Genomic DNA, 361 nt, shown 5'->3' with positions numbered 1-361 from the left:
CTGGTGGGCAAGGGTGAGCCGGGCGACACGATCATCGTGATCGACAACGGCACGCCGATTGGCGAGACGAAGGTCGACGAGGAGGGCAACTGGAGCTTCACGCCTGAAACGCCGCTGGACGAAGGCCGGCATGAGTTCACGCTGGTGGAACGCGATCCGGCGGGCAACGAAAGCAAGCCGTCGGACCCGTGGACCGTGATCGTGGACACGACCCCGCCGGACACGCCGTCGATCGGCGAAGTCATTGACCACGTGGGTCCGATCCAGGGTCCGGTGGGCAATGGGGAGAGCACGGACGACACGCAGCCGACGCTGGTGGGCAAGGGTGAGCCGGGCGACACGATCATCGTGATCGACAACG

The 361-nt window shown here is 65.7% G+C and carries 1 protein-coding gene; it reads left to right on the top strand.

The annotated features are described in order from the left end of the window. Positions 1 to 361, top strand: a 361-nt coding sequence (locus F6X42_RS43150) for an Ig-like domain-containing protein (protein ID WP_187639797.1), incomplete at both ends; no start/stop codon positions are given.

The sequence above is a fragment of the Paraburkholderia podalyriae genome (genome assembly GCF_014397785.1).
Lineage (GTDB): Bacteria > Pseudomonadota > Gammaproteobacteria > Burkholderiales > Burkholderiaceae > Paraburkholderia > Paraburkholderia podalyriae.
The sequence above is the reverse complement of the archived record's forward strand: the minus strand, read 5'-3'. Positions and strand labels throughout refer to the sequence as shown.